The organism is Pseudomonas petroselini, from assembly GCF_045037875.1.
Lineage (GTDB): Bacteria > Pseudomonadota > Gammaproteobacteria > Pseudomonadales > Pseudomonadaceae > Aquipseudomonas > Aquipseudomonas petroselini.
Window position 1 is genome coordinate 6,024,907 of the sequence record NZ_CP173614.1, and the last position, 26,970, is coordinate 6,051,876.

Here is a 26,970-nt window from a genome sequence, read left to right on the forward strand (position 1 = left end):
TTGCCTGCGGCGCTTATCGCAATTTGAGCAACGCTTGAACCAACGGCTGCACATCCAGGCCATTGACTTGCTTGACCTGTTGGATCATCGCCTCAGGCCAGCACTGCATGCCCAGGCACGCACCGAGCATGGCGCCAAGAATCGCGGCGATGGTATCGGTGTCACCGCCAAGACTGGCCGCCAGGCACAGTGCTTCGAACGCATCCATCTCGCCCACCGCCACTTGCTGGGCCAGGGCAAACGACACCACCACCGACTCCTGGGAAGCCACGGAGGTGCCAATCAGTTCGTACAGCAGGTCGGCGAACAGGGCCTTGTCGCCGCTGCCGACGCTCAAGGTCCGTGCCCAACTGATGCGGGTGGAAATCCGCCCACCGGCGATCCAATGACCGTGGCCTTCCGCCTGCTGCGCGACGTGCGTGCCGATGTTCAGCGCTTCGCCCAGGTCCACGCCGTTGATACCAGCCGAGACCACCGCCGCCACCGCAGCAGCGCTGGAGATGCCCAATGTGGTGTTGTGGGTGACCTGGCACGCCTGGATCACCGCCTGGATAAACTGCACCGGGTCGCTGACATCGGCGGCAATGCCCACCGGGGTGATACGCATCGCTGCGCCGTTGGTAGTGCCGTAGCGCCCGGATTCTTCCGGTGTGTGCCCGGCGAGGATCATATCGATCGCACGCTTGGTGGAGGGGCCGAGCAAGTCCTGGGACCCCTTGGCGCGCATCACCGCCTCCCAGTCGATCAGGCGCTGGGCGAGCACGGTGGGTTCGATTTTGCCTTGGCCTTCCACCAGCAATTCGCCGACCAGGATCGCCTGCTCGGTGTCATCGGTGATGGAGCCCGCCGGCATGTTGGGCGCGATAGGCTGGTCGGCGTCGGCATCTTCAAGGCCGGTGATGGCACCGAAACGCGCTCGGACTTGTTCGCGGCTCAGGGACTGGGTCGGCATGCCCAGGGCATCGCCCAACGCCAAGCCGTAGAAAGCGCCGAGGGCGCGATTGTGCGGGGTCATTTCGAGTGTCCAAACTGGAGGTGCAGGCGAAAGTGCAGCGGGTCGAGCAAGCTTTCGACGTATTCCATGAAACGCTCGCGACGGTCGTAAGTCGTACGCGAGGCCTTGAGGAACACCGTGCCTGCAGGGCGGCCAAGCAACTCGGCGTCTTCGTCGCTGAGCGGTTCGGCGCCGATCCACTGGTCACCTTCGGCGCCAACGTAGCCGTAGGCGGCCAGGGTGATGGTCAGGGAATCGTCGATCAGGCCAACCCGAGGCAGGCTTTCCAGGCCACCGGAAGCCGGCATCAGCGAGCGCTCCAGGGACACGGCCGTACCATCAGTGGTACGTCGCCGGCGGTCGAGCGCAATGAATTGGTCGCTGCCGAAACGGCTGAACAGGTCCGGGCGGGTCACCGCTTCCAGGCGCAGGATGTCGGTGTTCACCCGCGCGCCGGTGTCGGCCAGGGCCTGAGCCCAGCCGCTGCGTTGGTCGAGCACCATGCCGTCAAAGGTGACGATGGAGCCGACGCCGCTTTGGGTCGCGATGTAATTGCGCCGCTTGAGCTCGGCGAGGGCTTCGCGCAGGGTACCGCGGCTGACCGCGAACTCTTCGGCCAATTGGTGCTCGCCCGGCAGCAGGACACCGTCGGCCATCACCCCACCCTCGATACGGCGGATGAGCTCGTCGACGACGCGTTTTTTCTTATCAAATCGAACATGTCTAATCATGTACAAATTGATAACCGAAAGCGCCCGTTGGCAGCAAGCAAATTATTTCAGGAAGGAGAAAAAGCCGGCTTCAGGGCTCCAGGCCGATGGGGAAAAACGTCCCGCCGCTCCAGACGCCAAGCCAGTTCTGACCGTTGATCGGACGGCTCACCGCCAGCTCCACCAACTGGTAGAACGCATTGCGATGCACCAGGGCTTCAAGGTTGGTGCGCACCCGCAGGTAAGGGGCAGGCTCCTGGGTAACGGGGTCAATCACGACCCGCAGCGGGTGTTCCAGGCCAGCCTCGATCTGGTCGTCCACGTTGGTGGTGAAACGCAGCAACTGACCTTCGCCCTGCCCTTCAACCTCCAGAGTAACGGCGACAAACGGCGCGTCATCGACGGTGATGCCGACTTTTTCCACGGGAGTGACCAAAAAGTAATCATCGCCATCGCGGCGAATGATGTTGGAGAACAACTTGACCATCGGCTTACGCCCGATCGGCGTGCCCTGGTAGAACCAGGTGCCATCACGGGCGATACGCATGTCGATATTGCCGCAGAAGTCCGGGTTCCACAGGTGCACCGGCGCCGGTCCTTTGCCTTTGGGCAGTTGGGCCAGCAAGTCGTTGGCCTTGGCGGAATCGGTCATGGTGCTCTCCTGGTGCTATTGATTGCTCATCCCCAGCAGGCCTCGGGCGTACTGCGCCAGCGGACGGGCAATCAGATCTTCTGGCTTGTTGTCGTGGAACGTCAGTAAACCGCCACGACTGCGAATACGTGCAGTATCAATCAAATACTGGGTGCTGGTCTCGATCAACATGATCTGGATGACGCCGCTGTCCAGGCCAACACGGTCGAGGGCTTCCTGATCGGACCACTCATCCGCGTTACCGATGCGGTCATCGGCCTTGGCGAAGCGGCAGTACAGCAGGTAGTGAGCGCCCGCCGCACGGGCTTCGGCCATCGCCTGTTCCAAGCCTTCCGGCTGGCGGGCACGGCGCACCATGGGGAAATATTCGACAAAACCGTTGAAGGCTTCCTCGGCCACCACGTTCGGGCGCGGATAGGCGCTGCCCGGTGGTACGAAGGCGCCCTGGGCAATAAAGATAAAAGAGTCCGGCTGCACGCGAATCGAGGCGGTGCGACGGGTATCGCTGTGGTCCAGCAAGCCGGCGTCACTCATCTGATAACGGGTGCCTTCGGCCATATCGCTGACGGTCATGCAACCACTCAGCGTCAACGACACCAGCAACAAAACCAGACTACGCATCCTAATCCTCCAGAAGCCGGTGACGGAAAACCGGCGAATGGGCGTGAGATGCAGGTTTTGCGCCATTTGGTAGCAACATATGACAAATGTGGGAGGGGCCTCCTCCCACACTGGTTTGTGTGTTGTCTTGGGGGGGTGGGTCAGCCGCCGATAATTTTCATGATCGTGGCGCCGCCCGAGAACGCTACTTCCTGCTTGTCACCCAAAGCCTTCATCAACAGACCTTGCAGCGCCGGCAGTGCTTGATGGCGCGGCTTGTCCAGCAGGTCGCCGACATAGTGACGGTTGCTGGACGACAGGCACCCGTGCAGCCAACCGGTGGACGACAGCCGCAACCGTGAACAGGTACGGCAGAACGGCACGCTTTCGTTAGCGATGACACCAAAGAAACCCTTGCCCGGCACTTCGTAGCGCACCGCGGTGGCGTCCACGGGAGCGTTGGCTTGCAGGTATTCATACTGCTCGCCGATCAGGCTCAACAGTTGCTGCAGGCTGACAAATTGCTGCAGGAACGCGTTGGAATCTTTGGCCAGGTGGCCCATGCGCATCAGCTCGATAAAACGCAGCTCGTAGCCACGCTCCAGGCAGTAGTCGAGCAGCGGCATGACTTGGTCGAGGTTCTGGCCGCGCAACGGCACCATGTTGACCTTGATCTTGATCCCGGCGGCACGGGCCTGGTCCATGCCATCAAGCACGGTGGCCAGGTCGCCGCCACGGGCGATGCTGCGGAAGGCGTCGGGGTCCAGGGTGTCGAGGGAGACGTTGATGCGCTTGATCCCGGCCTCCACCAGCAATGGCAGCTTGCGCGCCAGCAGTTGGCCGTTGGTGGTCAAGCTGATGTCACTGAGGCCCATCTTCCCGACTGCGCCCATGAAGGCTTCCAGCTTGGGGCTGACCAACGGTTCACCGCCGGTGATGCGCAGGCGGTCGATGCCGGCCGCTTCAATAAGGTATTCCACGCCACGGGCCATGGCCTCGGCCGTGAGTTCGTCCTGGGCAGCCACCAGCCGCTTGCCATTAGGCACGCAGTAGGTACACGCGTAATTACAGGCTGAGGTCAGGCTGATCCGCAAATTGCGAAAACGCCTGCCTTGACGATCAACGATCATGGATCACTCCGGCAGAGGATGATTCGGGCGCACTAAAAGCTGACTGATAAATCAGCTTTTAGCAAGAGTCCATGCCTGAGTATATTCCTGGGGTACTACGCGTGGCAGCAAATCATTACGTGGACGGCGATTCCAGCGGTGGCTGCTCGGAACTGTGTTTGCGCTTGTTGCCCATGCGCACGCCGATGTCCATCAGGAACTGGAAGAAACCTTCCTGGTCTTCCAGCACATTGCTCCAGAACGGCGAGTGGTACAGCGCCACGGCGCCGTGCACCAAGGCCCACGCGGCGCAGTAGTGGAAATACGGCGGCACGTCTTCCAGCTTGCCTTCGCTGATGCGGCCTTTGATCAGCAGCGTCAGGCGTTCGAAGTTCGAGGCGCGGATCTTGTGCAGTTCCTCGACCATCTCCGGCACCTGGTGGCCCTTGACCACCTTCTCTTCCAGGCGGTCGAACAGGCGGTAGCGCTGCGGGTCGCGCATGCGGAACTCGAAGTAGGCGCGGGACAGGGCTTCCTTGTCCTTGTCGACGTCGGCCGAATGCAGCAGTTCGTTCAAGTCGCGCTCGTAGTCGAGCATCAGCCGCAGGTAAATCTCGGCCTTGGACTTGAAGTGCTTGTAGATCGTGCCTTTGCCGATACCCACGGCATCCGCAATCATCTCGACGGTGACGCTGTCTTCACCTTGTTCGAGGAACAGCTTGAGTGCGGTGTCGAGAATTTCCTGCTCACGGCGGCGAAACTCACGGACCTTACGGGGTTCTTTGTGCATGAGTAAGAGGTCTGCAGAGGTCGATAGAGGGAGGGTTACGCAAGGCCACGGATACGTGACGATACGATTTACCCGATGCGAGGGATTATCCCGACTGAACGGTCGTTGGGCAATGTCTATGTGAACCCGGAATGCACTTTACTTTCAGCACGCCAACGTTTTCATTGATATCAGTCAGAAATAACACGCAAAAACCGCACCCGTGCACCGGCCTGATGAGAACTCAAGCGAAGCGCGCGTATTCCAAATCTGTTTAAAAAACGACCAGTCGCGACTGGACTGAATCGGATACTGATCAATACTTCAACTGTCGGCGTGACATCTCCCCCAAGTGAAGCGCTGACCTGGGTACCAACGGACCGCGTGCCCTTGTTTTACTCCTAATGGTCTTAGCCCGGATTCGCCCCCCCAGAACCCGGGTTTTTTTTGCCTGCGATTTAGTTATCTACACAATGCTGTAGTGAGCGGGCTTGTCAGCTTTTGAACGTTGTGCGTCAGCCGGCGACGTGAGCCAGCGGGAACAGACGCTTGAAGTTTGCAGTGGTCTGTTCGGCAAAGCGCTCGTAGGACTCACCGCGCAGCATCGCCAGGTAATCCGCCACATCGCGCACATACTCCGGCAAGTTCGGCTTGCCGCGATGGGGGATCGGCGCCAGGTACGGCGAATCGGTTTCCACCAGCAGACGGTCGGCCGGCACTTGGCGTGCGACGTCGCGCAGGGCGTCGGCGTTGCGGAAGGTGACAATGCCCGACAGCGAAATGTAGAACCCCAGGTCCAGGGCCGCCTTGGCCATGTCCCAGTCTTCGGTAAAGCAATGCAACACACCGGCCTGCGGCAGCGCGGCTTCGCGCAGCAAGGTCAGGGTGTCGGCACGGGCGCCACGGGTGTGGACGATCACCGGTTTGCCGGTCTGCTGGGCGGCTTGCAGGTGCAGGCGGAAGGACGCCTGCTGCAATTCGGCGGCTTCGGGTTCGTAGTGGTAATCCAGGCCGGTTTCGCCGATGGCCACCACGCGCGGGTGGTTCAGTTCGCCCAGCAACCAGTCGAGGGCCGGGGCTTCGCCGGGCTTGAGGTCCAGCGGATGGATACCCACCGAGCAATCCACATCGGCATAACGCTCGGCGAGGGCTTTAACGTCGGCGGCGTTTTCGGCGCTGACGCCGATGCACAGGAAGTGCCCTACCCCTCGCTGGCGTGCGGCGTCGAGCGCGGCATCAAGGGAGCCGCCGTGCTGGGCCAGGTCGAGGCGGTCAAGGTGGCAATGGGAATCTACGAGCATAGGTCTCTACAACTTCAGTCACGAAAAGTGTCTGGCCGACGATACACCCGCCGGCCACGGAAATTAACGGCGGCCGAGCAAACCGACCCACTGCACCAGTAGCGCTTCGAGCAGCAGCACGCGGTTCAGGTTGGCCTTGCCGAGCACTTTCTGGCGCTGCGCGAGGATCCAGTCCTGGATAGTCAGGACTTTGTCCTGGGCGCTTTTCTGCGCCAGGTACTGCACCACCTTGCGCATGTCCGGCAGGCCCAGGCCGTTTTCATCCTGGGTCAGCTGGTAACGCAGGATCAGGCTCGACCAGTCGCAGAACCAGTCGAACAGCAACAGCAAGGGAATGTCCTTCCAGGCAGTTTCTGCCAATTGGGTGGCGGACATTTCCTGCTTGATCAGTTTCTTCACGCCATCCACCACCAGCGCGCGCTGCTCACGCACGCCCTGGGCTTGCAGCTTCACCGCCGCCAACGGCGAGCCGGCGGCCAGTGTCAGCAACTCAACGCGCTCGTCCTCGGTGCAGTCCGGCAACGCCTGCCCCAGCCACTCAAGGCTCATGGCCTCGCTCGGCAGCGGACACGCCTGCTGCACGCACCGGCTGCGGATAGTCGGCAACAGACGGCTGGACTGGTGGCTCACCAGCAACAACACGGTATCGCCGGACGGCTCCTCCAGGCTTTTGAGCAACGCGTTGGCGGCGTTGATGTTCATCGCCTCCACCGGCTCGATCAGCACCACCTTGCGCCCGCCCATCTGCGCGGTTTGCACCACGAAGCTGACGAGGTCACGCACCTGGTCGACCTTGATTGCTTTGTCGGCTTCCTCGGGTTCCAGCACGTAGTTATCCGGGTGGCTGCCGGCCTTGAGCAACAGGCACGACTTGCACTCACCGCAGGCTTCCAGGTTGACCGGACGCTGGCACAGCAAGCTGGCCATGAGCCGCTCGGCCAGGTCACGCTTGCCGATCCCCACCGGCCCATGCAACAGGTAGGCGTGCGCGTGCTGGGCGCGGCCGGCCAGTTGTTGCCATAGGCTGTCCTGCCACGGGTAGGCTTCAGCCACGGGCGCGCTCCAGCAGGGTCGGCAACAACGCATCGATGGCTTGCTGCACGTGGGCCAACGGCTGGGCAGCGTCCAGCAGGTAATAACGCTCAGGCTCGGCGGCGGCACGTGCGAGGAACGCGGTACGGACTGCGTCGAAGAAAGCCTGGCCTTCCAGCTCGAAACGGTCAAGACGGCCACGGGCACTGGCACGGGCCAAGCCGACTTCCACCGGCAGGTCGAACACCAGCGTCAGGTCAGGGCGCAAATCGCCTTGGACGAAGGTTTCCAGGGTGGCGATGCGCGTCAGGGACAAGCCGCGGCCACCGCCTTGGTAGGCGTAAGTGGAATCGGTAAACCGGTCGCAAATCACCACGGCACCACGGGCCAGGGACGGACGAATCACTTCGGCCAAGTGCTGGGCGCGCGCGGCAAACACCAGCAGCAGCTCGGTGTCCGGGTTCATCTGTTCTTCACCCGGCGCCAGCAGCACTTCGCGGATGCGCTCCGCCAGTGGCGTACCACCCGGTTCGCGGGTCAACACCACCTCGATGCCTTCGCTGCGCAAACGCTCGGCCAGGTAATCGCGGTTGGTGCTTTTGCCGGCGCCTTCGGGGCCTTCCAGGGTAATAAACAAGCCAGTCACAGGCAGTCCTTAGTCAGAGTCATTGCGGGCTTTGCGGTGCGGCGGCGTCGGGTGCAGGAGCCGCCGGCGTTTCGGCGGGCGCATCGGCCGGTGGCGCTGCATCTTCCGCAGGCTTCACCACCGGCGCCGGGCTGGAGCGGTAATCGGCGCGGCGCTTGAGCTGGAACTCACGCACGGCGGCATTATGCGCATCCAGGTCATCGGAGAAAATATGGCTGCCGTCACCCCTTGCGACAAAATACAAGCTGCTGCCCGGCACCGGGTTCAGCGCGGCATGGATCGCCTCGCGACCGACCATGGCGATGGGCGTCGGCGGCAGGCCGGCGACCATGTAGGTGTTGTAGGGGTTGGCTTCCTTGAGGTGAGCGCGGGTCAGCTTGCCGTTGTAGCGCTCGCCCAGGCCGTAGATGACCGTCGGATCGGTCTGCAGCAGCATGCCGATCTTCAGGCGACGCACAAACACCCCGGCGATCTGCCCACGCTCTTCAGGCACGCCGGTCTCTTTCTCCACCAGCGAGGCCATGATCAGCGCTTGATAAGGGTCGGTGTAGGGCGCATCGGTGGCGCGCTTGCTCCACTCCTGGGCGAGGACATCGTCCAGGCGGTTATAGGCTTTTTTCAGGAATTCGACGTCGGTCATGCCCCGCACAAAGCGATAGGTATCCGGGAAGAACCGCCCTTCGGGAAACACGCCGGGGTGACCGAGCTTGTCCATCACTTCGCTGTCAGTCAGGCCCGAGAGGGTTTGCACGATCTTTTCATGCTTGGCCAGGGCCGAGCGCACCTGGCGGAAGTTCCAGCCTTCCACCAGTGTCAGGCTGTATTGCACCACTTCACCGCGCTGCCACAGGCCGATCAAGCCCTGCGCCGTCATACCGGGTGTCATGCGGTATTCGCCGCTGTGCAGTGGCTGGCCGTCGAGGTTGAAGCGCCAGTACAGGCGCAACCAGAAAGCGCCTTCAAGCACGCCCTCGGCTTCCAGGCGATTGAAGGTGCCGGTAGGGGTCGCCCCCGCCGGTACATCGAGCAATTGCTCCTGAGTCAGGTTCAAGGGCTGCTTCAAGGCAGAATCGAACTTCCAGGCCGAATAGCCCAACAGCAACGCCGCCGAGAACAAGGCGATCAGCAGCAGTACAACCAGTTTTCGTATCAACTCAAATATCCAATAGTGCGCGAACAATGCCCTGCAGTTTACGGGTGAGCGGCCCAACCGGCCAGCTCATCGCAGCGCACCCACGCACCGGCCAAATGCCATAAACGCTGTTGCACACAAAGACTTCATCGGCCTGCTGTAACTGCTCAAGGCTGATGTCGGCCACGGCCACCGGGACGCCCAGGGTTTGCGCCTGGGCCAGAATCTCGGCGCGCATCACGCCGGCAACCCCACAACGATTCAGATCGGCGGTTAGTAACAAGCCGTTGCGCACCAGGAACAGGTTGCTGAATACGCCCTCGATGACGCGCCCGGACACATCCAGCATCAAGCCTTCGGCATGCTCGGCATCCTGCCACTCAGCGCGGGCGATCACCTGCTCCAGGCGATTGAGGTGCTTGAGGCCGGCCAGTAACGGCTGCTCAGCCAAGCGGGTAGCACAGGCAAACAGGCGGATGCCGTCGGCTGCATGGGCATTGGGATAGGTAGCGGGCGGACTGCCCTGCAAGATACGGCGCGCCGGGGCGCCAGGGGTGATGCCATAACCGCGCAGGCTGTCGCCACGGGTGAGGATCAATTTGAGAACGCCATCGCCGAGGGCGGCGGCAAAGGCCAGCACTTCGCTGCGGATCAGCACCTGATCCGCAACCAAAGCGAGGCGCCTGCACCCCTCTTCGAGGCGTTGCAGGTGGCGGTCGAGCAGCACAGGCTGCCCGGCCTTGACGGCGAGGGTCTCGAACAGCCCATCGCCATACGCCAGGCCACGATCTTTCAGAGGCACGCTGTCCGCTGGCTGACCGTCGACCCAGCTGTGCATCACTCGGCGAACCGGCGGAACACCAGGGAACCGTTGGTACCGCCAAACCCGAACGAGTTGGAGATTGTCACGTCGATCGGCATGGGCTGCGCTTCGTGAGGCACGAAGTTCAGGTCGCAACCTTCGTCCGGCTCATCCAGGTTGATGGTCGGCGGAGCGACCTGATCCTTGATGGCCATGACACTGAAGATCGCTTCAACCGCGCCCGCCGCGCCCAGCAAGTGGCCCGTCATGGACTTGGTGGAGCTGACCGCCAGCTTGTACGCGTGCTCACCGAACACCGACTTGATGGCTTCGGCTTCCGCCAGGTCGCCCGTCGGGGTCGAGGTGCCGTGGGCATTGATGTACTGCACCTGGTCCGGGTTGACCTTCGCATCGCGCAGGGCGTTGGTGATGCAACGCGCAGCACCGGCACCGTCGGACGGTGGCGAGGTCATGTGGTAGGCGTCACCGCTCATGCCAAAGCCGATCAGCTCGGCGTAAATGGTGGCGCCACGCGCCTTGGCGTGTTCCAACTCTTCCAGCACCAGCGCACCGGCACCGTCGGACAATACGAAGCCGTCACGGCCCTTGTCCCACGGACGGCTGGCACGGGTCGGCTCCTCGTTGCGGGTCGACAGCGCACGGGACGCGCCGAAGCCGCCCATGCCCAGGCCGCAGGCCGCCATTTCGGCGCCGCCGGCGATCATCACGTCGGCTTCGTCATAAGCGATGTTGCGCGCCGCCATGCCGATGCAATGCGTACCGGTGGTGCAGGCGGTGGCAATGGCGTAGTTAGGTCCCTGTGCGCCCAAGTGGATGGACAGGAAACCGGAAATCATATTGATGATCGAACCCGGCACGAAGAACGGTGAAATTCGACGGGGGCCGGAATCGTGCAAGGTGCGGCTGGTTTCTTCGATATTGGTCAAACCGCCAATACCCGAACCCATGGCCACGCCGATGCGGTCACGGTTGGCGTCGGTGACTTCCAGGCCGGCGTTACGCACTGCCTGAAAACCGGCTGCCAGGCCGTATTGAATGAACAGGTCGAGTTTGCGGGACTCTTTTATCGAGAGATATTCCTCGACATTAAAACCCTTTACCGAGCCGCCAAAACGGGTGGAATAGGCAGAAAGGTCCGTGTGTTCGATCAGACCAATACCACTGCGGCCAGCCAGAATGCCCTGCCAACTGCTCGGCACATCCGTGCCCAGTGGCGACAACATACCCATACCGGTGACTACGACGCGTCTACGCGACACAGCACTCTCCTTTTTCTTGATGACGACACTTTGCATCAGAACCGACTTTTCATCAGCGCTTAAAGAAAAAACCGCACGCCGTTACAGCAGTGCGGTTTTTCCCTGACAGCAAGCGACGACTACAAACTATTACGCCTGGTGGCTAGTAACGTAGTCGATAGCAGCTTGAACAGTAGTGATTTTTTCAGCTTCTTCGTCCGGGATTTCGGTCTCGAATTCCTCTTCCAGAGCCATCACCAGCTCAACGGTGTCAAGGGAATCGGCACCCAGGTCTTCTACGAAGGAAGCAGTGTTGACCACTTCTTCTTCTTTAACGCCCAGTTGCTCGGCGACGATTTTCTTGACGCGCTCTTCGATGGTGCTCATACCTTGTTTAACTCCTAATGGACAAATTCAGGCAGCTGGCCAGTGGGTAAGTGTATAGAAAGCCATTTCAGCTTTTCAACTGAAAGCTTCACCCTGTACCCGGTCGGCCACCTGCCTATAAATTAAGTTGCAGCTTTATAACGGATTTTAGACAGCTCGTATGACATTTTTTTGAAGCGATCCGTCACAATTTAACTCATGTACATCCCGCCGTTCACCGGGATTGTAGCCCCAGTCACGTATGCCGCACCGTCAGATGCCAGGAAAGTGACCACATTCGCGATCTCTTGAGCCTGGCCCAGACGGCCCAGCGGAATCTGCGTCAGCAGGGCTTCACGCTGTGCTTCCGGCAATTCGCGGGTCATATCGGTGTCGATGAACCCTGGGGCCACCGAGTTGACCGTAATCGACCGCGAGCCGACTTCACGCGCCAATGCACGACTGAAACCTTCCAGACCGGCCTTGGCGGCTGCATAGTTTACTTGGCCTGCGTTGCCCATGGCACCCACTACGGAGCCAATATTGATAATTCGGCCCCAACGCGCCTTGGTCATGCCACGCAAAACGCCCTTGGACAGGCGAAACAGACTGTTCAAGTTGGTGTCGACCACGTCGTACCACTCGTCGTCTTTCATGCGCATCATCAGGTTATCGCGGGTGATACCGGCGTTATTCACCAGAATAGCCGGTGCGCCGAACTGTGCAGTGATCTCGGCCAATACCGCAGCCACGGACTCATCGCTGGTCACGTTCAGTTCAAGACCGGTGCCTTGCACGCCGTGTTCCTTCAGGGTCGCGGCGATACGCTCGGCGCCCGAGGCGGAAGTGGCGGTGCCGATCACAACGGCGCCCTGACGGCCCAGCTCCAGGGCGATCGCCTGGCCAATGCCACGGCTAGCGCCGGTGACCAGTGCAACTTTACCTTGCAGACTCATGCAGGCTTCTCCTAAGTTCGGGATCAGGGTTCAGGCCAGTGCCGCGCGAGCGGCAGCGAAGGCATCCGGGGTATTCAGGTTAGCGGTCGACACACCGTCGGCGCAGCGTTTGTTCAGGCCGGCCAGGACTTTGCCCGGGCCGCACTCGACCAGCTCGGTGGCGCCATTGGCAGCCAGGGTCTGGACCGACTCAACCCAGCGTACGGGCTTGTAGAGCTGTTCCAGCAGGTCGCGCTTGAGGGTCTCGAGGTCGGCGGCCACTGCCGCGCTGACGTTCTGCACCAGCGGGATCTGCGGCGCCTGCCAGTTGATGGCGGCGATGGACTCGGCAAAACGCTCGGCCGCCGGGCGCATCAGCTCGCAATGCGATGGCACACTCACCGGCAACGGCAATGCGCGCTTGGCGCCACGCGCCTTGCAGCCTTCGATGGCACGCTCAACGGCAGCCTTGGCACCGGCGATCACCACCTGGCCAGGGGAGTTGAAGTTCACCGCGCTGACGACCTCGCCCTGGGCCGCTTCGGCGCAGGCTTCGATCACCACGGCATCGTCCAGGCCCAGGATAGCGGCCATGCCGCCCTGCCCGGCCGGAACGGCTTCCTGCATCAGTTGACCACGACGCTCGACCAGCTTGACCGCTTCACCGAGGGTCAGGCTGCCCGCCGCCACCAGGGCGCTGTATTCGCCCAGGCTGTGACCGGCGACGAATGCCGGGCGCGCGCCACCTTCCGCCAGCCACAAGCGCCACAAGGCGATCGAAGCGGTCAGGATGGCTGGTTGGGTTTTATCGGTTTGATTGAGTTGTTCTTCCGGCCCCTGCTGGGTCAGTGCCCACAGGTCGTAACCCAGGGCGTCGGAAGCTTCCTTGAAGGTGTCCAGGATCAATGGGTATTGCGCGCCCAGCTCGGCCAACATGCCGAGGGACTGCGAACCCTGCCCTGGAAAGACGAATGCGAGGGATGTAGACATGTAACAAGCCCCTAATGATCTGGTCGTCAAAAATGCGCACTCCTACGGTGGGAGCGCACGAAACTGACAGATTGGATGGTCAATTGAACTGGCCGGTCACATTTAAGCACTCCCGGGCCGATTCGCCTAAGGCAACAGATCCTCAAGACGCCCGTGCAAGCGTTGCGGCAGGTTCTCCTGGATCTCGATCAAGGCCCGCGCAATCGCGCTTTGAAAGCCCTCGACGCCTGCCGAGCCATGACTTTTCACCACGATGCCCTGCAACCCCAGGAAACTCGCGCCATTATGCCGCGCCGGGGCCAGGTCAGCCTGCAGGCGGCGCATCAACGGCAGCGCCAGGGCGCCCACCATGCGTGACACCAGGTTCTGCCTGAACAACGCTTCGATACGCGTGGCGATCATGGTCGCCAGGCCTTCGCTGGATTTGAGCAGGATATTGCCGACAAAACCGTCGCACACCACCACGTCCGCTTCGCCACGGTACAAGCCATCACCTTCGATAAAACCGACGTAGTTCAGACCCCGCGCGCCTTGCAGCAAGGTGGCCGCCAGCTTGACCTGCTGGTTGCCCTTGATGTCTTCGGTGCCGATATTCAGCAAGGCCACCCGCGGGCGGGCTACGCCCAGCGCTTCGGCGGCCACCGAGCCCATCACGGCAAACTGGAACAGGTGCTCGGCACTGCAATCGACGTTGGCGCCCAAGTCCAGCAGTTGGCAATAACCTTTCTGCGTCGGAATCGCCGCCACCATCGCTGGCCGGTCGATGCCGGGCAACGTCTTGAGCACATAACGCGACAATGCCATCAACGCCCCGGTGTTACCGGCGCTGACACAGGCCTGCACCTTGCCATCGCGCAGCAACTCAAGGGCCACCCGCATTGACGAGTCGGGTTTGCCACGCAGGGCCGCCGCCGGCTTTTCATCCATACCGATGGTTTCGCTGGCCGCTGTAACCGTCAGGCGCGCGCGATCCACCGCCGGATGGCTGGCAATCAGTTCTTCAAGTAAGGAGGGTTGACCGACGAGGGTCAGGTGCAGCGAGGGTGTGGCGGACAGGCTGGCAATGCAGGCCTGAACAATGCTGCGGGGACCGAAGTCCCCGCCCATTGCGTCTATCGCGATGACTAGAGCAGACAAGTGATTACTCGTCAGCGCCCTTGTCGATCACTTTACGGCCACGGTATACACCTTCTGGCGATACGTGGTGACGCAGGTGAACTTCACCGGTGGTCTTTTCTACGGACAGGGTGCTAGCCTCGAGAGCGTCGTGCGAACGACGCATGTCACGGGCGGAGCGGGATTTTTTGTTCTGCTGAACAGCCATAATTGATTAACTCCTAAACGTTTGGGTCACGCTTTAACTGCGCCAATACACTGAACGGGTTGGACCGCGTTACCTCGTCCTCGCTCGGTTCGGACTCGTCATCGAGCCCCTCCGGCTGCTGGCATTCTTCCGGATGATGAGCAGGCACAATGGGCAAGGCGAGCAGAAGCTCCTCCTCGATCAGTGCATGCAGATCCAATGGATCTTCGCCCAGTTCCAGCACGTCATAACCTTTCGGCAACGACTGGGTATTCGCACCCTCCTTCACCACGGCATAACTGCACTCGCTGTGGATCGGCAGGGTGACCAGCTCAAGACAACGCTGGCAAACCATTTTGACTTCGGTGTCGATAAAGCTGTGAATTACCACAGATTTACGTTCATCTCGTTCAAAAACGAATTTAGCCTGGACCGTACCGACGGTGTCGGAAAGCGGGTCGCAGAGTCTCTCCAAATCGGCCAACAGCAACTCACCTTGAAGGGAAGTGCCACGATCAGCCAATTTGCGCGGGTCAACGTGAGGTGGAATCGGGTCATTCAACATAGGCGCAGCATTATAGGGATGCACCCAGCCATGTCAAAGGAAATTCAGCCCTGTGCGTCAGCCGGTCACGCCGCTAGAATCCGCTGCCGCCCTGAGGAGACGCCTATGCTGCCTTTATTACTCGCATCCAGCTCGGTTTATCGCCGGGAATTGCTGAGCCGCCTGCACCTGCCGTTCATCTGCAGCTCGCCGGATATCGACGAAAGCCACCGTAAAAATGAATCCGCCGTCGAGCTGGTCAAGCGCCTGGCCGAACAAAAAGCCCGCGCCCTGGCCGCCAGTCATCCGGGGCATTTGATTATCGGCTCGGACCAAGTCGCCGCGCTGGAAGGTCGGATCATCGGCAAACCGCACACTTTCGAAAATGCTCGCGAACAGTTACTGGCTGCCAGCGGCAAACGCGTGAGTTTCCTCACCGGGCTGGCACTGCTGAACAGCGAGACAGGGCACTGCCAAGTCGACTGCGTAGCTTTTACAGTGCACATGCGCGAGCTGGACGCTAAGCGTATCGAGCGCTACCTGCGCATCGAGCAGCCGTATGACTGCGCGGGCAGCTTCAAGGCAGAGGGGCTGGGTGTGAGCCTGTTCCAGGGTACCGAAGGGCCGGATGCCACCAGCCTTGTCGGCTTACCGCTGATTCGCCTGGTAGACATGCTGCTGGCAGAGGGCATGCAAATCCCCTAAGAACACCACACAACCAAATGTGGGAGGGGGCTTCCCCCCCTCCCACATTTGGAACTACACCAGGCTTGAGACTTCAGCGTAGCGTCGGGCCTTGGAAGCCCATGTACAGCGCCAGCTTCTCAGCCACACTCGAACCGAGTTTCTTGGAGAACCGATCAAACGGCGATTCCTCAACCGTGAAATCCACCAACTCCTTCTCGCCAATCACATCCCGCGCCACCGAACTGGCACTGCCCAGGCCGTCGATCAAGCCCAGCGGCAACGCCTGCTCGCCGGACCACACGAGCCCGGAGAACAGCTCCGGATGGTCTTTATCTTTCAGGCGATCGCCACGCCCTTGCTTCACGCTGGCGATGAACTGGCGATGGGTGGTGTCGAGCACGCCCTGCCAGAACTGGGTTTCATCAGCTTTTTGCGGCTGGAACGGGTCAAGGAACGATTTGTGCTCACCCGACGTGTAGGTGCGGCGCTCCACCCCCAGCTTCTCCATGGTGCCGACAAACCCATAACCAGCCGCCGTTACACCGATGGAGCCCACCAGGCTGGCCTTGTCGGCATAGATCTGGTCAGCGGCGCTGGCAATGTAATAGGCACCCGAAGCCCCCAGGTCGGAAATCACCGCGTACAGCTTGATATCCGGATGCAGGCCACGCAGACGGCGAATCTCGTCATACACATAACCCGACTGCACCGGGCTGCCGCCCGGACTGTTGATGCGCAGGATCACGCCCTTGACCTTGGGGTCCTCGAACGCGGCACGCAGGCTGCTGACGATGTTGTCGGCGCTGGCGGATTCCTTGTCGGCAATCACCCCGCGCACTTCGATCAGGGCGGTGTAGTGGGCGCCACGGGTCGCGCTTTTTTCCATGTCCATGAGCGGGCTGAACAACGCCAGCATGGCAATCAACCAGACAAATGTCAGCAGCTTGAAGAAAATCCCCCAACGCCGCGCACGACGCTGTTCCTGGACGCTGGCCAGGAGGGTTTTCTCCAGCAGCTTCCAGCTTTTGTCATCACCGTTTTCAGCCTTTTCGGGCGCTTTCCACTCGTCACTCATGCCATCAACCCCAGCAAAGACTTATTGGGCCCGGCTGAGCCAGGCCTGCAATTCGGAAAAATGATCAATCGTCAGCCTAGGCTCATAGTGCTGCAAGGCCTCGGCCGCCTGGGCGCCATAACTGACCGCCACACTGTCCATGCCAGCATTGCGCGCCATCATCAGGTCGAAGGAGGCATCCCCCACCATCAACGCCTGGCGTGGCGACACACCGCAGTGCGCCAGGATCTGCTCCAGCATCAGAGGATGAGGCTTACTGGCAGTTTCATCGGCGGCGCGGGTGATATCGAAATAATCTTCCCAGCCGTGGGCCTTGAGCACCCGGTCCAGCCCGCGACGGGCCTTGCCGGTAGCGACCGCCAGGTGATAACCCTCGGCGCGGAACGCATCCAGCGACTGCACCACACCCTCGAACAACGGCGAAGGCGTGGCCTCCAGGGCGATGTAGTGATCGGCGTAGTGATCTCGGAAGGCAACCAGCTCAGCGTCGCTGATCTCGGGGTACAAGGTGCGAATGGCCTCAGGCAAGCCGAGCCCGATAATGCCCTTGACCGCGTGGTCAGTGCACAGCGCGAACCCCGAACGGGTCGACGCCGTGTGCATCGATTCGACGATCCGACCAATGGAATTACACAGGGTGCCGTCCCAATCGAAGATCAGCAGCTTGTAATCAAGGTGCGACACTCAAACGCTCCACGGTCTTGGCCCACATCTCATCGACCGGCGCCTGCAGCTTCAATTCGCCACCATCGGGCAGCGGCACGGTGAGCATGTAGGCGTGCAGGAACAGGCGCTTGCCGCCTAAATCACGGATTTCCTTGGAGAAACCCTCGTCGCCGTATTTGGTATCACCGGCGATGCAATGACCCGCATGCAAGGTGTGTACGCGAATCTGGTGGGTACGGCCGGTTACCGGCTTGGCCTCGACCATGGTGGCGAAGTCACCGAAGCGACGCAGCACCTTGAACAGGGTCAGGGCTTCTTTACCCTCCTCGTCCACCTCGACCATGCGCTCGCCGGAGCGCAGGTTGCTCTTCTGCAACGGCGCGCGAACGCTTTTGATCGAGCTGGCCCAGTTGCCGCGCACCAGCGCCATGTAGCGCTTGTCTACGCCATCGCCACGCAGGGCGGTATGCAAATGACGCAACATGCTGCGTTTCTTGGCGATCATCAGCAGGCCGGAGGTGTCACGGTCCAGGCGATGGACCAACTCCAGCTCCTTGGCGTCCGGACGCAACTGACGAAAGGCTTCGATCACACCGAAATTCAGGCCGCTGCCGCCGTGAACCGCAATACCGCAGGGCTTGTTGATCACGATCAGCTTGTTGTCTTCAAAGACAATCGACGCTTCAAGGCGCTGCAACAGGCCTTGGGCCAGCGGGACAGGCTCATCACGCTCAGGCACGCGCACCGGCGGCACACGGACGATATCGCCCGCCTGCAACTTGTACTCGGGCTTGATCCGGCCCTTGTTCACCCGCACTTCACCTTTACGCAAGATGCGGTAGATCAAGGTCTTGGGCACGCCTTTGAGCCTGGCCAGGAGAAAATTATCGATGCGTTGGCCGGCATATTCCGGCGAGACCTCGAGCAGCTGGACGCTGGGGGTCTGGGGGGCGGTAGTCGTCATGGCGGCGATGATAACAATTTTTTATGGAATTGAAGCACTTAATCATTGCTGCTATAGTCGCGAACGCCGCCAAAAGCGGCCTGGACAGAGGACTTGCGGCAAACTGCCGGCCCTGACCATCGCAATTCATCAGGACGCGAGGCCGTCCTACGGGGCTTTCGCCACCTTGGAAGGCTCGGGATTGTAACAAGCGCAGGTGACATGAGGCCTGAAGCGAGTGCAGTACGCAGAGTGATTACTCGCGTTTTGCGCCGATATTTACGGCCAGTTCACAAAGTGCAGTCAGTCTTGAGCCACACCATGGCGAATGCTTCGGAAACAACGCCTGTTAAGAGCTGAGTGAGAGCGCGATCGCCCACACCTAGTCTTGTTTAGCCATGAGCGTGTACTCCCCATTGGAGTACACGGTAAATGCCAACCCGCTGCGGATTCTGCGCGCGGCAGCACCCGAATTATCAGGGATACGTGTAGGGTGGAGATGCACAACCGTCGGACCGTGTAGCACTAGGCTTATATTTAGACGCTTCATCTCGTCCACAGTCGCCGGTTGATTCCTCCTCCTGACCTTAGCTTTTGTTGAAGTGGTGCCTTTGTCACCACCGCTAACAAGCAGGACGCGTCCGTCGCGATACCGGCCCAATTGGCCTGTTATTGCTGGACACTGGAGTGGCCAACCACTCTTGACGCACCTGACACCGACCGTGAGAAGTCGTGTGTGCCGAACGCCGTTTCCGGCAGCCCGGAAACCGACGGTACAACATGAAAAGAATGCTGATTAACGCAACTCAACCCGAAGAGTTGCGTGTTGCACTGGTAGATGGCCAACGCCTCTACGACCTGGACATCGAATCCGGTGCACGCGAGCAGAAGAAGGCCAATATCTATAAAGGCCGTATTACTCGCATCGAACCAAGCCTTGAGGCTGCCTTTGTCGATTTCGGCTCCGAGCGCCACGGCTTCCTGCCCCTCAAAGAAATCTCCCGCGAATACTTCAAGAAAGCGCCTGAAGGCCGCGTGAACATCAAGGACGTCCTGAGCGAAGGCCAGGAAGTTATCGTTCAGGTCGAAAAAGAAGAACGTGGCAACAAGGGCGCCGCCCTGACCACCTTCATCAGCCTGGCAGGCCGTTACCTGGTCCTGATGCCGAACAACCCACGTGCCGGCGGTATTTCCCGTCGCATCGAAGGCGAAGAGCGCAACGAACTGCGTGAAGCGCTGAACGGCCTGATCGCACCGGCCGACATGGGCCTGATCGTTCGCACTGCCGGCCTGGGCCGCAGCAGCGAAGAAATGCAGTGGGACCTCGACTACCTGCTGCAACTATGGACCGCCATCAAAGAAGCGTCCCTGGATCGTTCCGCGCCGTTCCTGATCTACCAGGAAAGCAACGTGATCATCCGCGCCATCCGCGATTACCTGCGCCAGGACATCGGCGAAGTGCTGATCGACAGCGTTGAAGCGCAGGACGAAGCCCTGACCTTCATCCGCCAGGTGATGCCGCAGTACGCCAGCAAGATCAAGCTGTACGAAGACAGCGTTCCGCTGTTCAACCGTTTCCAGATCGAAAGCCAGATCGAGACCGCCTTCCAGCGCGTGGTCGAACTGCCTTCCGGTGGCTCCATTGTGATCGACCCGACCGAAGCCCTGGTGTCCATCGACATCAACTCGGCGCGCGCCACTAAAGGTAGCGACATCGAAGAAACCGCCCTGCAGACCAACCTGGAAGCGGCTGAAGAAATCGCCCGCCAGCTGCGCCTGCGCGACATCGGCGGCCTGATCGTGATCGACTTCATCGACATGACCCCCGCCAAGAACCAGCGCGCCGTGGAAGAAAAAGTCCGCGAATGCCTGGAAGCTGACCGTGCCCGCGTACAGGTTGGCCGCATCTCGCGCTTCGGCCTGCTGGAAATGTCCCGTCAACGCCTGCGTCCGTCCCTGGGCGAAAGCAGCGGCATCGTCTGCCCGCGTTGCAACGGCACCGGCATCATCCGTGACGTCGAGTCGCTGTCCCTGGCGATCCTGCGCCTGATCGAAGAAGAAGCCCTGAAAGACCGCACCGCCGAAGTCCGCGCACAAGTGCCGATCCCGGTCGCCGCGTTCCTGCTCAACGAAAAACGCAACTCGATCACCAAGATCGAACTGCGCACCCGTGCCCGTATCGTGATCCTGCCGAACGATCACCTCGAGACGCCGCACTTCGAAGTGCAGCGCCTGCGTGATGACAGCCCGGAAGCCCACAGCGGCCAGTCCAGCTATGAAATCGCCGCTGCCGCCGCCGAAGTGGAAGAAGTCCAGCCGGCCGCTGCGACCCGCACCCTGGTTCGCCAGGAAGCCGCCGTGAAGACCGCCCCGGCCCGCGCCAACGCACCGGTGCCGACTGAAGTGGCTGCACCGGTTGCCGCACCGGCCGCCCTGCCTGAGCCAAGCCTGTTCAAGGGCCTGGTGAAGTCGCTGGTCAGCCTGTTCGCGACCAAGGAAGAGCCGGTTGCTCCGGTTGTGGTTGAAAAACCTGCCACCGAACGCCCGGCGCGCAACGAAGAGCGTCGCAACGGTCGCCAGCAGAGCCGTAACCGTAACGGTCGCCGTGACGAAGAACGCAAGCCTCGCGAAGAACGTGCACCGCGTGAAGAACGCGCGCCACGTGAAGAGCGTGCGCCTCGCGAAGCCCGTGAAGAAACCCCGACCGTAGCCCGTGAAGAACGCGCACCGCGTGAAGAGCGCGCACCACGCACCCCACGTGCTCCGCGTGAAGATCGCAAGCCACGTGGCGAGCGTGAAGAACGTGTGCGTGAACTGCGCGAGCCGCTGGATGCCGCTCCGGCCGTCGCCGCCGAAGCCGTCAGCGAAGAACGCCCGGCTCGCCAGCCGCGTGAAGAACGCGCGCCACGTGAAGAACGCCAACCTCGCGCTCCGCGTGAAGAGCGTCAACCACGTGCCGAGCAAGCGGCTGCCGCCAGCGAAGAAGAAGTACTGACCGGCGAAGAGCAACCGCAGGAAGACGGTCAGGAAGGCGCCGAAGGCGATCGTCCACGCCGCCGCTCCCGTGGCCAGCGTCGTCGCAGCAACCGTCGTGAGCGTCAGCGTGATGCCAACGGCAACGTGATCGAAGGCTCGGAAGAGACCGGCGAAAACGCAGAAGCCGCTACCAGCGAACCAACGGGCGCCGAACTGGCTGCCGGCCTGGCTGTTACCGCTGCCGTTGCCAGCTCGGTCATCAGCGCACCTGCTGAAGCCCAGGCCCACGAGCAGGCTGAGCGCGCTACTGCTGCTGTCGAAGAGACCGTCATCGCAGAAACACCTGCTGCCGAGACGCCAGTCGTTGAAGCACCTGCTGTTGAAGCATCGGTTGCTGAAGCGCCAGTTGTAGAAGCGCCGGCTGTCGAAGCCACCACCCCAATCGAAGCGCCGGTTGTGCCGGAAGTGGAAGTTGTTCCGGAAGTGGAAGTTGCTCCGGTTCAAGAAGCCCAGCCAGACGTTGAAGTGGCAGCGGTTGAAGAAGCACCGGCGATTGAACCTCAGCCAGTGACTGAAACAGTCGTTGAAGCACCGGTTGTCGAGGCGGCTCCAGAAGTTCGTGAAGTTCGTGAAGTTCGTGAAGAACAGACCGCCTTCCAATGGACTGCCGAGCCTGCCGCGCCGGTTGAAGCGCCAGAACCTGCCCCAGTGGTAGAAGACGCGCCGGCACCGGTTGCCGAAGTCGTGGTTGCCGAGCCAGCCCCCGTGGTTGAGCCTGCTCCGGTCGTTGAACCTGCACCCGTGGTTGAAGCGCCGGTGGTTGCCGAAGTTGCCGCCCAAGTGGTTGAAGCAGCACCGGTCAGTGCCCTGACCGAAAACGGCCGTGCCCCGAACGACCCACGTGAAGTGCGCCGTCGTCGCAAGGAAGCTGAAGCCGCTGCAGCGGCTGCCGCAGCACAGGAAGCAGAGCACGAGAGCAAACCTCTCGTCTGATTCCGTCAGCAATTAAAAAGCCCCGCCTGAGTGATCAGGCGGGGCTTTTTATTGAGTGCCAGACACTGAGTTTCCGGCCTGGAATACAGCCAGCGCCTACAGCTAGCGTGGGGAGAAATTCAACGACTGCGGCAGGTCGACGTCCCAGAGCACGCCCGGATCATCAACAGGTACTTCAAGCAGCGTCGCCTGCGCAAACAACGGCTTGGCCCCGCGATCACCGGTCAGCGCCATCAGCCCCGGCCGAAATGCCTGGCTGAACGCGACAGGATGCCCATATTGCCCATCCTGTACCGGCACACTGATACACCCCTCCTCCAGCCCATCGATCACCCGTTCAATGCTCGATGCCCGAATAAACGGCATATCCCCCAGCACCACCAACCAGCCATCCGACTCACCGCTGGCCGCAACCACCGCCGCAAGGCTGTCACCCAGGCCGGCCGAGTGCAGCAGCAACACCTTGCAACCGTAGGCCTCTGCCAGACGAATCACTTCAAGCCGATCCGGTGAAGTCACCACCCAGCGCTCAACCACATTGCCCGGCAAATTCACCAGCACTTGCTCGATCACCGGCCGCGCCACACCATCCAAGCCCACACAATCGGCCAGCAACTTATCCTGGCCAGCCCCTGCCACAGCGCGGAAACGACTGCCCTGCCCCGCCGCGAGCACTATCGCAGTGACTGTCACTGCGCCACCACCGGCAACGGCTTTTTCTGCATCGGCGCCACGCCATTCTTGATCGCGACAATTTCCGCCATCAGCGACAACGCGATCTCCGACGGGGTGTGACTGCCGATATGCAAACCAATCGGCCCATGCAAACGTGCGATGGCCTCGGCAGACAACCCCAGCGCGGCGAGGTTTTCCCGACGTTTCTGGCTGTTGACCCGCGAACCCAGCGCGCCAATGTAGAACGCCGAGGAATTCAACGCCGTCAGCAACGCCATATCGTCCAGGCGCGGATCATGGGTGAGGCAGACGATGGCAGTGCGTTCATCCGTTTGGATATTCAGCACAGCTTCATCAGGCATGCCCGGTACGAACCGGCCGTGCTGTTCTTCCCAACCGTAGACGAACTCGTCGCGCGGGTCGCAGATGAGCACTTCGAAATCCAGCAAGCGCGCCATCTCTGCCACATAGCGGGACAGCTGCCCGGCGCCGATCAGCAGCAAGCGCCAGCGCGGACCATAAATGGCCCGCAGACGCTCGCCGTCGAAGGTGACTGCATCAGTCTTGCTTGCGCTGCTCAAGGTCACGTCACCGCTGGCCAGGTCAAGCTCACGCGCGACGATCTGATGATCTTCACACCGCGCCAAAAGCTCCGACACCCACGCCCAGTCGCCCACACGCTCTTCGGTCAGGCGCAAGGTGCCGCCACACGGCAGGCCAAAACGCGCGGCCTCATCACGGGTAACGCCATAGGTCACTAACTGGACCGGCGGTCCATCGGCAGGCAAGCGACCATCCTGCAGGCGCGCAATCAGGTCGTCCTCGATGCAGCCGCCCGACACCGAGCCGATCACCACACCATCGCCCCTCAGCGCCAGCATGGCGCCCGGTGGACGCGGTGCACTGCCCCACGTCTGAACGACGCTGTACAACACGACTTGCTGCCCGGCGCGGCGCCACTCGAGCACGCTGCGCAGGACATTCAAATCCACACTGTCCACAAAACCTCCTGCAAGCGTTAAAAGCGATTTACTTACTGTAAAACAAAAGACCCAAAGTGACGCGCCAGAAACGCAAACGCCCCGAACCAGTCGGGGCGTTTGTGCGTTGCGGTCGGCGTTAGTTCACGCCATCAGCGATTTACTTGACCACGGGTGCAGGGCCTTCGGCCACGCCCAGGTCATCGATTTCGCGGGTTTCCGAGATACCGGTACCGCCAGACGCCAGCTCGCTTTGCAGCTTGTCGGTGTCCAGTTCCTTGACCCACTTGGCCACAACGATGGTGGCAACGGCGTTACCCACCAGGTTAGTCAGCGCACGGGCTTCGGACATGAAGCGGTCGATACCCAGGATCAGCGCAAGGCCGGCAACCGGCAGGTGGCCTACGGCCGACAGGGTCGCTGCCAGTACGATGAAGCCCGAACCGGTCACGCCTGCAGCGCCTTTGGAGGACAGCAGCAGCACCAGCAGCAGGGTGATCTGGTGGGTGATGTCCATGTGGGTGTCAGTCGCCTGGGCGATGAACACGGCAGCCATGGTCAGGTAGATCGACGTACCGTCGAGGTTGAACGAGTAGCCAGTCGGGATCACCAGGCCAACGACGGATTTCTTAGCGCCCAGACGCTCCATCTTGATCAGCATGCGTGGCAATGCGGATTCGGAAGACGAAGTACCCAGAACGATCAGCAGCTCTTCACGGATGTAGCGGATCAGTTTGATCACGCTGAAACCGTGGGCGCGGCAGATACCGCCCAGCACCACCAGTACGAACAGCAGGCAGGTGATGTAGAAGCAGATCATCAGCTGGCCCAGTTGCACCAGGGAACCTACACCGTAGGCGCCGATGGTGAACGCCATGGCGCCCAGGGCACCGATTGGCGCGAGCTTCATGATCATGTTGATGATGTTGAACATCACGTGGGCGAAGCGATCGATGAAGTCCAGGACCGGCTTGCCGTAAGCACCCAGGCGATGCAGGGCGAAACCGAAGATCACCGAAAACATCAGCACTTGCAGGATGTCACCGTTGGCGAAGGCGCCGACGATGGTGTTAGGGATCACGTTGAGGATAAAGCCGACGATGCTCTGGTCTTTACCGGCAGTGACATAGGCCGCTACTTTGGAGGCGTCCAGGGTCGCTACGTCGATGTGCATGCCGGCGCCCGGTTGCACAACGTTGACCACGATCAAGCCGATCAACAGCGCGACGGTGGAAACGACTTCGAAGTAGAGCAGCGCGTAGCCGCCGGTTTTGCCGACCGATTTCATGCTTTGCATGCCAGCGATACCGCTGACAACGGTGCAGAAGATGATCGGGGCGATGACCATTTTGATCAGTTTGATGAACCCGTCACCCAGTGGCTTGAGGGCCACACCGGTCTCCGGGTAGAAGTGACCGAGCAAAATACCGATAACGATGGCAACGATCACCTGGAAATACAGGGATTTGTAGATTGGCTGACGAGTCGTCATTGCAAAGTTCCTCAATCGTCCCGTGTGGCAAATATCCGCCATTGCCCACGACACTTGAATTGCGAACCCTCCTGCACTGGAGGGATTTGTTGTTTGCGAGGTCTGTAGGTCCAGCCTGCGCTGTCATCCTTATCGCAAACGCCGTGCCACTTTGCTGAAAAACCTTACAGGCCTTTAGACATCAGGGCTTGGGGTTGGCAGACGCCCTCCTAAGCGCCGCAACACGTGGCGGATTTCCGCCGACCCGTCCAATCCCGTCCTACAATTTGGCGGATATCCGCCTTGTGACCCTCTGCGGTGATGGCTACCATCCGCCCTTCCATGGACGAGGCCTGCGCATGCGTGAACGTACCATCGCCAGTCATTACGCCCGGGCAGCCCTTGGCGGGGCGCTGCGGGCCGGTTACGACTATTCAGGGCTGCTGCAACAGGTGGGCATTACCCCGGAACTGTTGACCGAACCCCGCGCCCGCATCGCGCCGGAGCAATTTACCCGGCTGCTGCAAATGCTCTGGCTGGCGCTGGACGACGAATACCTGGGCTTCGCTGAAGGCCCGAGCAAACGTGGGACCTTCGCCATGATGTGCCACGCGCTGATCCACTGCCGCACCTTGGAGAAGGCTCTGGAACGTGGCTTACTATTTTATAGCCTATTCCCACAGGGACCGCGCTGGCAGCTGACACGCGAAGGCGATATGGCGCGCTTGAGCCTGGGCGATTCGACGCTGTGGGACCCGGATCACTTTCTCAGCGAATGCCTGCTGGTGATCTGGCATCGCTTGGGCAGTTGGCTGATAGGCCAGCGTATCCGGCTGCATGAGGCCACCTTCAGCTACCCAATGCCGGCTCACGCCAGCGAATACGACCTGCTCTTTCCCTGTACCCAAGTGTTTGGTGCACCGACCAGCAGCCTGGTGTTTCATAGCCGCTACCTGAGCCTGCCGCTGTTGCAGGACGAACGCACACTCAAGCACTTCCTAGAGCGCTCACCCGCCGATTTGCTGTCCCGGCCGGATGAAGGCGACAGCTTGAGCAGCCAGCTACGCCGCTTGCTGAGTCGCGACCGCACCTCCTGGCCCGACCTGGAAGCCGTCGCCCAGCATCTGCACATCAGCCCCCAGACCCTACGCCGGCATTTACGCGAAGAAGGCAACAGTTTTCAGACGCTCAAGGATGAGCTGCGGCGGGACATCGCCATCTATCATTTGGGCCGGGAGGATTTGTCATTGCAGGCGATTGCCGAGCAGTTGGGGTTTTCCGAACCGTCGGCGTTTCATCGGGCGTTCAAGAAGTGGACGGGGTTGACGCCGGGGGCGTATCGGGCGCAGGAGAGTTAGAG

The 26,970-nt window shown here is 61.0% G+C and carries 27 protein-coding genes; 3 read left to right on the top strand and 24 right to left on the bottom strand.

Annotated features, from left to right (window positions below):
- Nucleotides 1–13: 13 nt before the first annotated feature.
- The 18 genes from ACI512_RS27740 to ACI512_RS27825 form a co-directional block, all read right to left on the bottom strand.
- A complete protein-coding gene (locus tag ACI512_RS27740; protein ID WP_236379296.1) occupies nucleotides 14–1,015 on the bottom strand; it encodes an ADP-ribosylglycohydrolase family protein in 1,002 nt (333 codons plus the stop codon).
- Complete coding sequence (locus ACI512_RS27745) at nucleotides 1,012–1,725, bottom strand: GntR family transcriptional regulator (RefSeq protein WP_046035657.1); 714 nt, start codon at nucleotides 1,723–1,725, stop codon at nucleotides 1,012–1,014. The genes ACI512_RS27740 and ACI512_RS27745 overlap by 4 nt, the downstream gene beginning before the upstream one ends.
- A gap of 70 nt (nucleotides 1,726–1,795) precedes the next feature.
- Nucleotides 1,796–2,356: a DUF1285 domain-containing protein gene (locus tag ACI512_RS27750; protein WP_064055075.1), complete on the bottom strand. Its 561-nt coding sequence runs from the start codon at nucleotides 2,354–2,356 to the stop codon at nucleotides 1,796–1,798.
- A gap of 15 nt (nucleotides 2,357–2,371) precedes the next feature.
- Nucleotides 2,372–2,977, bottom strand: a complete 606-nt coding sequence (locus ACI512_RS27755) for a DUF4823 domain-containing protein (protein WP_064055076.1) — start codon at nucleotides 2,975–2,977, stop codon at nucleotides 2,372–2,374.
- Between the two features lie 140 nt (nucleotides 2,978–3,117).
- Entirely contained in the window at nucleotides 3,118–4,086 is a 969-nt protein-coding gene (locus ACI512_RS27760; protein WP_236379289.1) for a GTP 3',8-cyclase MoaA, read from the bottom strand.
- A gap of 115 nt (nucleotides 4,087–4,201) precedes the next feature.
- Nucleotides 4,202–4,855, bottom strand: coding sequence for a TetR/AcrR family transcriptional regulator (locus ACI512_RS27765; protein WP_015885425.1), 654 nt, complete (start codon nucleotides 4,853–4,855; stop codon nucleotides 4,202–4,204).
- 494 nt (nucleotides 4,856–5,349) lie between these two features.
- Nucleotides 5,350–6,135, bottom strand: coding sequence for a TatD family hydrolase (locus tag ACI512_RS27770; protein WP_231808243.1), 786 nt, complete (start codon nucleotides 6,133–6,135; stop codon nucleotides 5,350–5,352).
- Between the two features lie 63 nt (nucleotides 6,136–6,198).
- A complete protein-coding gene (locus ACI512_RS27775; protein ID WP_231808244.1) occupies nucleotides 6,199–7,188 on the bottom strand; it encodes a DNA polymerase III subunit delta' in 990 nt (329 codons plus the stop codon).
- Nucleotides 7,181–7,813, bottom strand: coding sequence for a dTMP kinase (tmk, locus tag ACI512_RS27780; protein ID WP_236379282.1), 633 nt, complete (start codon nucleotides 7,811–7,813; stop codon nucleotides 7,181–7,183). The genes ACI512_RS27775 and tmk overlap by 8 nt, the downstream gene beginning before the upstream one ends.
- A gap of 19 nt (nucleotides 7,814–7,832) precedes the next feature.
- Entirely contained in the window at nucleotides 7,833–8,966 is a 1,134-nt protein-coding gene (mltG, locus tag ACI512_RS27785) for an endolytic transglycosylase MltG (RefSeq protein WP_231808246.1), read from the bottom strand.
- 1 nt (nucleotide 8,967) lies between these two features.
- Nucleotides 8,968–9,783 carry an aminodeoxychorismate lyase gene (gene pabC / locus ACI512_RS27790; RefSeq protein WP_064055079.1) on the bottom strand — a complete coding sequence of 272 codons (816 nt, stop codon included), beginning with the start codon at nucleotides 9,781–9,783 and terminating at the stop codon, nucleotides 8,968–8,970.
- Entirely contained in the window at nucleotides 9,783–11,027 is a 1,245-nt protein-coding gene (gene fabF, locus ACI512_RS27795) for a beta-ketoacyl-ACP synthase II (RefSeq protein WP_236379280.1), read from the bottom strand. The genes pabC and fabF overlap by 1 nt, the downstream gene beginning before the upstream one ends.
- A 129-nt stretch (nucleotides 11,028–11,156) precedes the next feature.
- A complete protein-coding gene (gene acpP / locus ACI512_RS27800) occupies nucleotides 11,157–11,393 on the bottom strand; it encodes an acyl carrier protein (protein WP_003175607.1) in 237 nt (78 codons plus the stop codon).
- A gap of 191 nt (nucleotides 11,394–11,584) precedes the next feature.
- The gene (gene fabG, locus ACI512_RS27805; RefSeq protein WP_236379270.1) at nucleotides 11,585–12,328 is read right to left on the bottom strand and encodes a 3-oxoacyl-ACP reductase FabG; all 744 of its coding nucleotides are present in this window, start codon (nucleotides 12,326–12,328) and stop codon (nucleotides 11,585–11,587) included.
- A 30-nt stretch (nucleotides 12,329–12,358) separates the two neighbouring features.
- The gene (gene fabD / locus ACI512_RS27810) at nucleotides 12,359–13,297 is read right to left on the bottom strand and encodes an ACP S-malonyltransferase (RefSeq protein WP_015885433.1); all 939 of its coding nucleotides are present in this window, start codon (nucleotides 13,295–13,297) and stop codon (nucleotides 12,359–12,361) included.
- A gap of 126 nt (nucleotides 13,298–13,423) precedes the next feature.
- A complete protein-coding gene (gene plsX, locus ACI512_RS27815; protein ID WP_015885434.1) occupies nucleotides 13,424–14,434 on the bottom strand; it encodes a phosphate acyltransferase PlsX in 1,011 nt (336 codons plus the stop codon).
- A 4-nt stretch (nucleotides 14,435–14,438) separates the two neighbouring features.
- Nucleotides 14,439–14,621 (bottom strand): 50S ribosomal protein L32, encoded by a 183-nt coding sequence (rpmF, locus tag ACI512_RS27820; protein ID WP_003179396.1) that lies wholly within the window; start codon nucleotides 14,619–14,621, stop codon nucleotides 14,439–14,441.
- 13 nt (nucleotides 14,622–14,634) lie between these two features.
- The gene (locus ACI512_RS27825) at nucleotides 14,635–15,165 is read right to left on the bottom strand and encodes a YceD family protein (protein ID WP_015885435.1); all 531 of its coding nucleotides are present in this window, start codon (nucleotides 15,163–15,165) and stop codon (nucleotides 14,635–14,637) included.
- A gap of 105 nt (nucleotides 15,166–15,270) precedes the next feature.
- Here ACI512_RS27825 and ACI512_RS27830 point away from each other — a divergent pair, with 105 nt between their 5' ends.
- A complete protein-coding gene (locus ACI512_RS27830) occupies nucleotides 15,271–15,849 on the top strand; it encodes a nucleoside triphosphate pyrophosphatase (RefSeq protein WP_236379269.1) in 579 nt (192 codons plus the stop codon).
- Nucleotides 15,850–15,922: 73 nt separating this feature from the next.
- Here ACI512_RS27830 and ACI512_RS27835 read toward each other — a convergent pair whose 3' ends face one another.
- The 3 genes from ACI512_RS27835 to rluC are packed head-to-tail and all read right to left on the bottom strand — an operon-like array spanning nucleotide 15,923 to nucleotide 18,536.
- Complete coding sequence (locus ACI512_RS27835) at nucleotides 15,923–16,906, bottom strand: S49 family peptidase (RefSeq protein ID WP_015885437.1); 984 nt, start codon at nucleotides 16,904–16,906, stop codon at nucleotides 15,923–15,925.
- Between the two features lie 21 nt (nucleotides 16,907–16,927).
- Nucleotides 16,928–17,590 (bottom strand): HAD-IA family hydrolase, encoded by a 663-nt coding sequence (locus ACI512_RS27840; protein ID WP_046035653.1) that lies wholly within the window; start codon nucleotides 17,588–17,590, stop codon nucleotides 16,928–16,930.
- Nucleotides 17,577–18,536 (bottom strand): 23S rRNA pseudouridine(955/2504/2580) synthase RluC, encoded by a 960-nt coding sequence (gene rluC, locus ACI512_RS27845; RefSeq protein WP_015885439.1) that lies wholly within the window; start codon nucleotides 18,534–18,536, stop codon nucleotides 17,577–17,579. The genes ACI512_RS27840 and rluC overlap by 14 nt, the downstream gene beginning before the upstream one ends.
- A gap of 768 nt (nucleotides 18,537–19,304) precedes the next feature.
- Here rluC and rne point away from each other — a divergent pair.
- Complete coding sequence (gene rne, locus ACI512_RS27850; protein ID WP_236379267.1) at nucleotides 19,305–22,484, top strand: ribonuclease E; 3,180 nt, start codon at nucleotides 19,305–19,307, stop codon at nucleotides 22,482–22,484.
- Between the two features lie 102 nt (nucleotides 22,485–22,586).
- Here the strand turns inward: rne and ACI512_RS27855 are convergent, their stop codons facing one another.
- The 3 genes from ACI512_RS27855 to ACI512_RS27865 all read right to left on the bottom strand — a co-directional run bounded on the left by ACI512_RS27855 (nucleotide 22,587) and on the right by ACI512_RS27865 (nucleotide 25,631).
- The gene (locus ACI512_RS27855; RefSeq protein WP_236379265.1) at nucleotides 22,587–23,177 is read right to left on the bottom strand and encodes an NTP transferase domain-containing protein; all 591 of its coding nucleotides are present in this window, start codon (nucleotides 23,175–23,177) and stop codon (nucleotides 22,587–22,589) included.
- On the bottom strand, nucleotides 23,174–24,160 hold the full coding sequence (locus ACI512_RS27860; protein ID WP_046035649.1) for an XdhC family protein: 987 nt from the start codon (nucleotides 24,158–24,160) through the stop codon (nucleotides 23,174–23,176). Before ACI512_RS27860 ends, ACI512_RS27855 begins: the two co-directional genes overlap by 4 nt.
- A gap of 139 nt (nucleotides 24,161–24,299) precedes the next feature.
- Nucleotides 24,300–25,631, bottom strand: coding sequence for a dicarboxylate/amino acid:cation symporter (locus ACI512_RS27865; RefSeq protein ID WP_064055086.1), 1,332 nt, complete (start codon nucleotides 25,629–25,631; stop codon nucleotides 24,300–24,302).
- A gap of 338 nt (nucleotides 25,632–25,969) precedes the next feature.
- On the opposite strand from ACI512_RS27865, the gene ACI512_RS27870 reads away from it, so the two are divergent.
- A complete protein-coding gene (locus ACI512_RS27870) occupies nucleotides 25,970–26,968 on the top strand; it encodes an AraC family transcriptional regulator (protein WP_236379261.1) in 999 nt (332 codons plus the stop codon).
- Nucleotides 26,969–26,970 lie beyond the last annotated feature (2 nt).

Bases quoted from the DNA above. Each gene is read 5' to 3' on its own strand.
- ACI512_RS27740 (WP_236379296.1), bottom strand. From the start codon at position 1,015: ATGACCCCGCACAATCGCGCCCTCGGCGCTTTCTACGGCTTGGCGTTG.
- ACI512_RS27745 (WP_046035657.1), bottom strand. From the start codon at position 1,725: ATGATTAGACATGTTCGATTTGATAAGAAAAAACGCGTCGTCGACGAG.
- ACI512_RS27750 (WP_064055075.1), bottom strand. From the start codon at position 2,356: ATGACCGATTCCGCCAAGGCCAACGACTTGCTGGCCCAACTGCCCAAA.
- ACI512_RS27755 (WP_064055076.1), bottom strand. From the start codon at position 2,977: ATGCGTAGTCTGGTTTTGTTGCTGGTGTCGTTGACGCTGAGTGGTTGC.
- ACI512_RS27760 (WP_236379289.1), bottom strand. From the start codon at position 4,086: ATGATCGTTGATCGTCAAGGCAGGCGTTTTCGCAATTTGCGGATCAGC.
- ACI512_RS27765 (WP_015885425.1), bottom strand. From the start codon at position 4,855: ATGCACAAAGAACCCCGTAAGGTCCGTGAGTTTCGCCGCCGTGAGCAG.
- ACI512_RS27770 (WP_231808243.1), bottom strand. From the start codon at position 6,135: ATGCTCGTAGATTCCCATTGCCACCTTGACCGCCTCGACCTGGCCCAG.
- pabC (WP_064055079.1), bottom strand. From the start codon at position 9,783: ATGCACAGCTGGGTCGACGGTCAGCCAGCGGACAGCGTGCCTCTGAAA.
- acpP (WP_003175607.1), bottom strand. From the start codon at position 11,393: ATGAGCACCATCGAAGAGCGCGTCAAGAAAATCGTCGCCGAGCAACTG.
- fabG (WP_236379270.1), bottom strand. From the start codon at position 12,328: ATGAGTCTGCAAGGTAAAGTTGCACTGGTCACCGGCGCTAGCCGTGGC.
- fabD (WP_015885433.1), bottom strand. From the start codon at position 13,297: ATGTCTACATCCCTCGCATTCGTCTTTCCAGGGCAGGGTTCGCAGTCC.
- rpmF (WP_003179396.1), bottom strand. From the start codon at position 14,621: ATGGCTGTTCAGCAGAACAAAAAATCCCGCTCCGCCCGTGACATGCGT.
- ACI512_RS27825 (WP_015885435.1), bottom strand. From the start codon at position 15,165: ATGTTGAATGACCCGATTCCACCTCACGTTGACCCGCGCAAATTGGCT.
- ACI512_RS27830 (WP_236379269.1), top strand. From the start codon at position 15,271: ATGCTGCCTTTATTACTCGCATCCAGCTCGGTTTATCGCCGGGAATTG.
- ACI512_RS27835 (WP_015885437.1), bottom strand. From the start codon at position 16,906: ATGAGTGACGAGTGGAAAGCGCCCGAAAAGGCTGAAAACGGTGATGAC.
- rluC (WP_015885439.1), bottom strand. From the start codon at position 18,536: ATGACGACTACCGCCCCCCAGACCCCCAGCGTCCAGCTGCTCGAGGTC.
- rne (WP_236379267.1), top strand. From the start codon at position 19,305: ATGCTGATTAACGCAACTCAACCCGAAGAGTTGCGTGTTGCACTGGTA.
- ACI512_RS27865 (WP_064055086.1), bottom strand. From the start codon at position 25,631: ATGACGACTCGTCAGCCAATCTACAAATCCCTGTATTTCCAGGTGATC.
- ACI512_RS27870 (WP_236379261.1), top strand. From the start codon at position 25,970: ATGCGTGAACGTACCATCGCCAGTCATTACGCCCGGGCAGCCCTTGGC.